Genomic DNA, 8,342 nt, shown 5'->3' on the forward strand with positions numbered 1-8,342 from the left:
GGTGGGGCCGCTGGTGATTGCAGACGGCGATCCATCGAGATTCGATCCGCTTCAGCCGCGGTGTTCGTCACGGTAGTTGTCGCCTGCACTCGTTTTCACGCTGCGTTCTCGGCTGGGCCGGCCATGGGGCCGCCGCCGCCAGCTTGATGGGGGAGCGCGTCGGCAGCCCCATGGCCTCTGCGCCCGGCATCGGGTCGCTCGGGGTTAAGCCAGACCGAGCCGATGGGCTGCCAGTCGCGGGTCTGACCTGACCAGCGTTCCGGGTGTACGGCGCGGGCCATCTGGTAGACGCGGTGGCGCTCTGCCAGCAGCGCCTTTTCCTCGCCACGATGGCGCTGGTCGGGTGTCACGAAGCGGATGGCGCTGTGCCGATGCTCGGTGTTGTACCAGGTGACGAAGGTCTGGACCCAGATCTGCGCCTCCTCGATCGTCGCGAAGCCGCGGGTTGGCCAACCGGGCGTATATTTGCAGGTCCGGAACAGGGCCTCGGAGAACGGATTGTCATTGCTGACCCGGGGTCGGCTGAACGACGCGGTCACGCCGAGCCGCTCCATCGTCACCTTCATCGTTGCGCCCTTCATGGGGCTGCCGTTGTCGGCATGCAGCACCAAGGGATTGGTGAGACACTTCTCGGACCATACCGCACGCTTGAGAACCAGGGCGGCGAAGTCGGCGGTCTCGCGGTCATGGACCTCCCAGCCGACGATCTTCCGGCTGAAGATATCGACGATGAGGTAGAGGTAGAAGAAGGTGCCGGCGATCGGCCCGGGCAGCCACGTGATATCCCAGCTCCAGACCTGGCACGGCGCCTTCGCCTCGAAGCTGGTGGGCGGCTTGGGGCGCGTGGCCGGACGCGCGCGACCGCGGCGATAGTTCTGGCCGCGTTCGCGCAACACCCTGTAAAAGCTGGATTCCGACGCGATGTAGTCGCCGCGGTCAGCCAGCCGAGGCACGATCTGGCTGGGCGGCAGGCTGGCGAACTCCGGCGCGTTGCAGGTGGCGACGATCTTGTCGCGTTCCGCCTCGCTGAGCCGGTTTGTCGGCGCCGGCCGGTCCGCAGACGGACGACGGTCCTCGCAGATCCCGCCGACCGGATCCCGCCAGCGCTGGAGCGTGCGTGGGTTCAGGCCAAGGGCAGCGCAAGCGGCTGTGAACCGAGCTCCGGCTGATACGGCCTCGTCGATGAGGGCTGCAACATGTCGGCGATCGTGAGCAGGCGTCATTTCTCCGCGCCTCCCTCTGGGCCCCAGATCGCCTCGGCCTTTTTTCGCAGGATCGTCAGCGCCGCCGCCTCGGCCAGGGCCTTTTCCTTGCGCGCCAGTTCCCGCTCGAGCTGCTGCACCCGCTTGTTGGCGTCCCGTGTTTCCCGCGCGATCTGGCGGGACGCCGCTCGTTCCCAGTCGTTGGCCCGCGCGTAGGCCTCCCGCCAGACAGTCAGCTGATCGGGGTAGATGCCGCGGCGCCGACAATATTCGCCAAGCTCCACTGCATTCAGTGACGCCGTCTCGATCACCGCAGCGAGCTTGTCCGCTGAGGTCCAGCCCTCGGGACCCGCGTTCGCTTCGGGCAGGAACTGCCCCTTCGCCCGCGCCTCCGCCCGCCACTTGCAAGCGTCGCCACGCTGATCCCTTCCTCCTTGGCAGCCGGCCCAAGGGCATGTTGTTCGGCGGCAGCATCTTCCCGATCACCGCAGCCTTCCGTTCAGGTGAGTAAGCTATTTCGTCGCCCTGTCCCGCCCGCCTCAGAATACACTTTCTGCATCAGAGCAGGCGACAACTTCCCTGACAGAGGGGGATCGCAGCAGACCGGACGTCGTGCTCGAAAGCCAACGCCAACCAGATGCGTCTGATGCTGCACGGCTGCGCCTACTGGATTTGGTGGAAGCTCCGCGCGGCTTGCCCGAAGCGCTCACCGTGGCGCCGCGCCCAGTTCGACACGCTGCGACTGCATCTCGTCAAACTGGCCGCCACCATCGTCGAAAAGAAGACCCGGATCATCGTGACCCTGCCGGCATCGTGTCCCCGAAAGGGACTTCTCCTCCTTCTCTTCGACGCCCTCGCCCCACCGAAAACAGCCTGACGCAAGCGCCCCGACAAACCCAGAAACATCAACCCGTATCGCCCAAGACCCAAGTCACCGGCCGGCATGCCAACCGGACGCAAACACCGGGTGCGCGCAAGAAAACCGAGACCGGGGAAACCATCCCACGGAGCACAAGTCCGCAGCTTCATGAATTATGCGGGTTAGTTGGCGGAGGCGGCGGATCGCCTGGATCGTCGTCGCGATCCGGCGGTGCGCTTTCCTTCGGCTGGAAGCTCTTCATGGACGCCCACGCCTTGATCAGCGTGCCGTCCACCGAGAAGTGTTCATTCGAGAGCAGCGGTCGGACCTCCGGATGTGCCAGGATCGCCGCCATCACCTTGCGCGACATCTCGGTGGTCAGCAGCCGGTCGCGGTTCTTGCTGAACACCGTGGGGACCCATACCGGGTCGTCGATGCCAAGTCCGACGAACCACCGGAACAGCAGGTTGTAATCCATCTGCTCCATCATCTGCCGCTCCGAGCGGATCGAGAACAGGATCTGGAGAAGGCTCGCCCGGATCAGGCGCTCCGGCGCGATGGAGGGGCGGCCGAAGTCGGTGTAGAGTGCGTCGAACTCGGCATCGAGGCTCGCCAGCGCGTCGTTCACGATCTGCCGGATCTTGCGAAGCGGATGACCCGAAGGGACCCGCTCATCAAGATCCACATAGCTGAACAGCGATCCGCTCGCTTCGTCCGTCCCGCGCATCGTCGCCCTCTCCGCCACTGCAGTGACGAAGGTGAATCATGTTCTCGAAACCGCGTCGAGACCGGCCTTTTTCAGCAGCCTGTTAATGCGCTGCTGCGCCGCGATGCTTTCCTTGGTGCCCATCGCTGAAGAAAGTTGATTGAGAAATTCACGCGTATCCTGAACTTCTTGCAGGAGTTGCCGCGAGAGCCGATTCAAGAACGACTTCAGTCCCTCTTTGATATCGTAGGCACCCTCTTCATCTGGACGGTTCTGCTGCGTGAATTCCGTGGGGCTCGACCGGAAGGATGAGTCATTTTTTAGAGAGCACCAAAACTTCGCGTGCGACATATGGCACACCGATGGATCGCTGGAAGAAAGCGCTTATCTTCTCGACCTCATTTGAGAACCGACGTACTTTCGATCTGACAGATAGAGATTGGCGGACTCCCTTCAGGCTCCGCGACAACTCACGAAGACAGCATGCAAGTGCGTATTTCGAGATGACTCCATGAAGCCGATGATTCACAAAATATATTCTGCTGCTTAGCTCGACTTTGTACGTTTTCACTCACGTCCAGGTCCAGAAAACGGCCTCGTTCGCTATGAACTCGAGCGCGTCGTCGAGAGGCATGACGACGCCACCCATGTCATCGATATCCTCCCATTTGCGCCGGTGTGACCAGGATCCGAGCCGGACCTCGTCTCCGTTGCCGGTCGGCTTCAGGCGGGCAATCGGCGCCTCCGTCTCCCCCTCTGTCAGGGAAGTTGTCGCCTGCTCTGATGCAGAAAGTGTATTCTGAGGCGGGCGGGACAGGACGACGAAATGGCTTACTCACCTGAACGGAAGGCTGCGGTGATCGGGAAGATGCTGCCGCCGAACAACATGCCTTTGGGCCGGCTGGCCAAGGAGGAAGGGATCAGCGTGGCGACGCTTGCGAAGTGGCGGGCGGAGGCGCGGGCGAAGGGGCAGTTCCTGCCCGAAGCGAACGCGGTCCCGAGGGCTGGACCTCAGCGGACAAGCTCGCTGCGGTGATCGAGACGGCGTCACTGAATGCAGTGGAGCTTGGCGAATATTGTCGGCGCCGCGGCATCTACCCCGATCAGCTGACTGTCTGGCGGGAGGCCTGCGCGCGGGCCAACGACTGGGAACGAGCGGCGTCCCGCCAGATCGCGCGGGAAACACGGGACGCCAACAAGCGGGTGCAGCAGCTCGAGCGGGAACTGGCGCGCAAGGAAAAGGCCCTGGCCGAGGCGGCGGCGCTGATGATCCTGCGAAAAAAGGCCGAGGCGATCTGGGGCCCAGAGGGAGGCGCGGAGGAATGACGCCTGCTCACGATCGCCGACATGTTGCAGCCCTCATCGACGAGGCCGTATCAGCCGGAGCTCGGTTCACAGCCGCTTGCGCTGCCCTTGGCCTGAACCCACGCACGCTCCAGCGCTGGCGGGATCCGGTCGGCGGGATCTGCGAGGACCGTCGTCCGTCTGCGGACCGGCCGGCGCCGACAAACCAGCTCAGCGAGGCGGAACGCGACAAGATCGTCGCCACCTGCAACGCGCCGGAGTTCGCCAGCCTGCCGCCCAGCCAGATCGTGCCTCGGCTGGCTGACCGCGGCGACTACATCGCATCGGAATCCAGCTTTTACAGGGTGTTGCGCGAACGCGGCCAGAACCATCGCCGCGGTCGCGCGCGTCCGGCCACGCGCCGCAAGCCGCCCACCAGCTTCGAGGCGAAGGCGCCGTGCCAGGTCTGGAGCTGGGATATCACGTGGCTGCCCGGGCCGATCGCCGGCACCTTCTTCTACCTCTACCTCATCGTCGATATCTTCAGCCGGAAGATCGTCGGCTGGGAGGTCCATGACCGCGAGACCGCCGACTTCGCCGCCCTGGTTCTCAAGCGTGCGGTATGGTCCGAGAAGTGTCTCACCAATCCCTTGGTGCTGCATGCCGACAATGGCAGCCCCATGAAGGGCACAACGATGAAGGTGACGATGGAGCGGCTCGGCGTGACCGCGTCGTTCAGCCGACCCCGGGTCAGCAATGACAATCCGTTCTCCGAGGCCCTGTTCCGGACCTGCAAATATACGCCCGGTTGGCCAACCCGCGGCTTCGCGACGATCGAGGAGGCGCAGATCTGGGTCCAGACCTTCGTCACCTGGTACAACACCGAGCATCGGCACAGCGCCATCCGCTTCGTGACACCCGACCAGCGCCATCGTGGCGAGGAAAAGGCGCTGCTGGCAGAGCGCCACCGCGTCTACCAGATGGCCCGCGCCGTACACCCGGAACGCTGGTCAGGTCAGACCCGCGACTGGCAGCCCATCGGCTCGGCCTGGCTTAACCCCGAGCGACCCGATGCCGGGCGCAGAGGCCATGGGGCTGCCGACGCGCTCCCTCATGAAGCTGGCGGCGGCGGCCCCATGGCCGGCCCAGCCGAGAACGCAGCGTGAAAACGAGTGCAGGCGACAACTACCTTGACGAACACCGGAGGCGGTCGATGGCAACATAAAGGCTGGGATTCGGTCTGGTGTGTTTCATGTCGATCAAAATGCCTTTGGAGCAGTAAATACGTGGTAAATTGGCCCGCTAATTTTCTTTGAAGTTTTCGATGAGCACGTACCATTGTCATTTCCCCAACTCTAGGCTGTGTTGACAAAACGCCGTGTCCATAAGCGGATGCAGGCGACGTCGACGAAGCCAAGGAAGCTTTCGACGGCCTTGTCGTAGCGGGTGGCGACGCGGCGGGAGTTCTTGAGGCGGCCAAAGCAGCGCTCCACGAGGTTGCGCAGCGCGTAGAGCGTCCGGTCGACGCCCGCGCGGGCCTTGCGATGTCGGCGCATGGGGATTACCGGGATCGTATCGCGGGCTTCGGCCCAGTCGCGGATGCGGTCCGCGTCATGGCCCTTGTCGGCAAGCAGCGCCCCCGGCGCGGGAAGGTGGTCACCCATGACGAGGTCAAAACCCTTGTGGTCGGAGGTCTGGCCTGGCGTCACGTCGGTGCGCATTGGAAGGCCCCACGCATTGCAGCGGAGGTGGATTTTAGTCGTCTGGCCACCTCTTGAGCGCCCGATACCCTGTCTCTGAGTCCCCCCCTTGCGCCGGCTGCGTGCTGGTGCGCCCGGACGACGGTGCTGTCGATCATATGAAGCCGGTCGGGCGGGTGATCCAGCTCTCCCGCAGCCTCGTTGAGCGCCTCCAGGATCGTCTCCCACAGACCTGCCAGCGTCCAAGGCGGAACTGGCGGTAGACCGACGACCACTTGCCGAACTCCTCGGGCAGGTCGCGCCAAGGGCTTCCCGTCCGGGCGATCCAGAACACCCCGTCTAGCACCCGCCGGTGATCGGCTCCCTGCCGACCGTTTCGGGCACGTACCCCCCCGGATGAACGGCTCGAAGAACGCCCACTCCGCGTTCGACATCAGACCCCGCGCCATCGCGTCACTCCCCCCGACCAAAATCAGGCAGCGTGAACCACGCCGAGAGCGCTACGGGAAGGATTTTGTCAACACAGCCTAACGGTCAACCTTTCCCTTAGCAGGCTGCTGAAAAAGGAAATGGACCTCGACGAACTGCATCAGCCGTCTCGAAGGGATGACAAGATATTGTGCGCAGGCGCTTCCAAAACCGATATGATGTGTCGTCGTAGGAGTCGAAGATGGGCACTCAAGACTTTTTCAGCAGCCTGTTAGAAGGCTGTCTTGCCCGAATCCACGAAGGGATATGTCAGGTGAAGTCCGTCTCGCAAAAATCTACGACAGCCCCAAAATGCCGCCTTCCACTCCCATTTATCGGGGTGGATGTGATCTTTTGCCGGAACGCGCAATGCGCCCAGTTTGGGGGTCAGCCAGATCCCCGCGACGGCCGGGGCCGTAGGTGTTCCGTCCCGGATGATCACCTTTCCCCGCGACGATCCGCGCTCTTCGTGGCAAGATCGGTTCTGAGGGACCTTCGAGACGGGGCACGACCATGCTGATACATCTTCACAAGCAGGCCACGACCACGCCGAAGGTGCGGGCGGCGATCCAGGCGAGCACGGAGCCTGCTCCGGTCCTGGCCGAGCGCTTCGGCATAACGGAGCAGACCGTTTACAAGTGGCGCAAGCGCGACAGCGTCGCGGATCGCAGCCACACGCCGCACAGTCTCCAGACGACGCTGACACACCACCGCAGGAGGCCGTCGCGGTGGCCCTGCGAAAGGCGCTGCTGGTGTCGCTGGATGATCTGCTGGCGGTTGTGCGGGAGTTCCTGAACCCGAACGCCTCGCGCTCGGGGCTGGACCGCTGCCTGCGCCGGCATGGCGTGGGGAACCTGCGCGACCTGAAGACCAAGGCGGCCAAGCCGAAGCACAGCGCCTTCAAGGCCTACGAGCCGGGCTACCTCCACATCGACGTGAAATACCTTCCGCAAATGGTCGATGAGACCCGCCGCCGTTACCTCTTCGTGGCCATCGACCGGGCGACCCGATGGGTCTTCATTCGTGTCTTCCCGGCAAAGACCGCGGCCAACGCACGGCGCTTCCTGCGCGATCTGGAGCGCGCCTGCCCGATCCGCATCCGCACCATTCTCACCGACAATGGCAAGGAGTTCACCGACCGCCTTTTCGGCCTGCGCAAGCGNNCNGCNACNGGNGAGCACGNGTTCGATACGCTGTGCGCCGCCCTCGACATCGACCACCGCCTGACCCCGCCGAAGTCGCCGCAGACCAACGGAATGGTCGAGCGCTTCAACGGCCGGATCGAAGAGGTCCTGCAGAGCCACCATTTCCGATCAGGCGAGGACCTGGAGACCACGCTCCACCGATACGTCTGGCTCTACAACCAGCAGCTCCCGCAATCAGCGTTGGCCAGCAAGGCGCCCTTGCAGGCCATGAAGGACTGGCACAAAATCAAGCCAGAGCTGTTCAAGAAACAGCCATACTACCTTCCGGGATGTGACACACACCCCCTCTCGGGACATCGCTGCGCGATACCCTGCCGGGTAACGGACAAGGCCTACGATCACCGCCGGTGCCGGAAGGAATGCCGGGCCCGCTCCATCATCCCCCGCATCGCGTCGCGGGCTCGAGACCTCCACCAAGCTCGGCCGCCATCAATGGGTCGTCAAGCGCACCTTCGCGTGGTTCGCTCAGTTCGTTCGGCGAGCCTCACCCTCGCAACCCGCTACGATCGCCGCGCCGACATCCACATGGCCCTCACCAAGCTCGCAACCGCCATCATAGGCATGAACCAGATCAAGAGGTTCTGTTAGGCGCTCTAAGACTGAAACCGGACTACCGAATAAGGGGCAGGCCAAGACGGCGTTCAGCGGCGGGTTCTTCAGCAGCGTGCTAAGTGTTCCGTCCCGGATGATCACCTTTCCCCGCGACGATCCGCGCTCTTCATGGCAAGATCGGTTCTGAGGGACCTTCGAGACGGGGCACGACCATGCTGATACATCTTCACAAGCAGGCCACGACCACGCCGAAGGTGCGGGCGGCGATCCAGGCGAGCACGGAACCTGCTCCGGTCCTGGCCGAGCGCTTCGGCATAACGGAGCAGACCGTTTACAAGTGGCGCAAGCGCGACAGCGTCGCGGATC

Annotated in this window: 2 protein-coding genes and 7 pseudogenes; 5 read left to right on the forward strand and 4 right to left on the reverse strand. The window is 63.6% G+C overall.

The genetic code is table 11. The features are described 5' to 3' along the window. Positions 1 to 194 precede the first annotated feature (194 nt). Positions 195 to 1,676: pseudogene (locus JSE7799_RS07260) on the reverse strand (IS3 family transposase); the annotation flags it as partial. 118 nt (positions 1,677 to 1,794) lie between these two features. On the opposite strand from JSE7799_RS07260, the pseudogene JSE7799_RS07270 reads away from it, so the two are divergent. After that, positions 1,795 to 2,079 (forward strand): annotated as a pseudogene (locus JSE7799_RS07270) (transposase); the annotation flags it as partial. Between the two features lie 169 nt (positions 2,080 to 2,248). Here JSE7799_RS07270 and JSE7799_RS07275 read toward each other — a convergent pair. Next, a pseudogene (locus tag JSE7799_RS07275) lies at positions 2,249 to 2,788 on the reverse strand (transposase); the annotation flags it as partial. Positions 2,789 to 2,824: 36 nt separating this feature from the next. Then, positions 2,825 to 3,118: a hypothetical protein gene (locus JSE7799_RS07280; RefSeq protein ID WP_055663022.1), complete on the reverse strand. Its 294-nt coding sequence runs from the start codon at positions 3,116 to 3,118 to the stop codon at positions 2,825 to 2,827. 475 nt (positions 3,119 to 3,593) lie between these two features. On the opposite strand from JSE7799_RS07280, the pseudogene JSE7799_RS19650 reads away from it, so the two are divergent. Further along, a pseudogene (locus JSE7799_RS19650) lies at positions 3,594 to 5,118 on the forward strand (IS3 family transposase); the annotation flags it as partial. A 288-nt stretch (positions 5,119 to 5,406) separates the two neighbouring features. Here the strand turns inward: JSE7799_RS19650 and JSE7799_RS19655 are convergent. Then, a pseudogene (locus JSE7799_RS19655) lies at positions 5,407 to 6,200 on the reverse strand (IS5 family transposase). Positions 6,201 to 6,732: 532 nt separating this feature from the next. Here JSE7799_RS19655 and JSE7799_RS07300 point away from each other — a divergent pair. The 3 genes and pseudogenes from JSE7799_RS07300 to JSE7799_RS20400 all read left to right on the forward strand — a co-directional run. Next, positions 6,733 to 7,700: pseudogene (locus JSE7799_RS07300) on the forward strand (IS481 family transposase); the annotation flags it as partial. 48 nt (positions 7,701 to 7,748) lie between these two features. Then, positions 7,749 to 8,012, forward strand: a pseudogene (locus tag JSE7799_RS21640) (IS5/IS1182 family transposase); the annotation flags it as partial. A gap of 176 nt (positions 8,013 to 8,188) precedes the next feature. Further along, positions 8,189 to 8,342, forward strand: a 154-nt coding sequence (locus JSE7799_RS20400; RefSeq protein WP_144431604.1) for a helix-turn-helix domain-containing protein, incomplete at its 3' end; no start/stop codon positions are given.

This window comes from Jannaschia seosinensis (assembly GCF_001408515.1).
GTDB classification, from domain to species: Bacteria; Pseudomonadota; Alphaproteobacteria; order Rhodobacterales; family Rhodobacteraceae; genus Jannaschia; species Jannaschia seosinensis.

Excerpts from the sequence above, each read along its gene's own strand:
- JSE7799_RS07280 (WP_055663022.1), bottom strand. The coding sequence starts at position 3,118 with ATGTCGCACGCGAAGTTTTGGTGCTCTCTAAAAAATGACTCATCCTTC.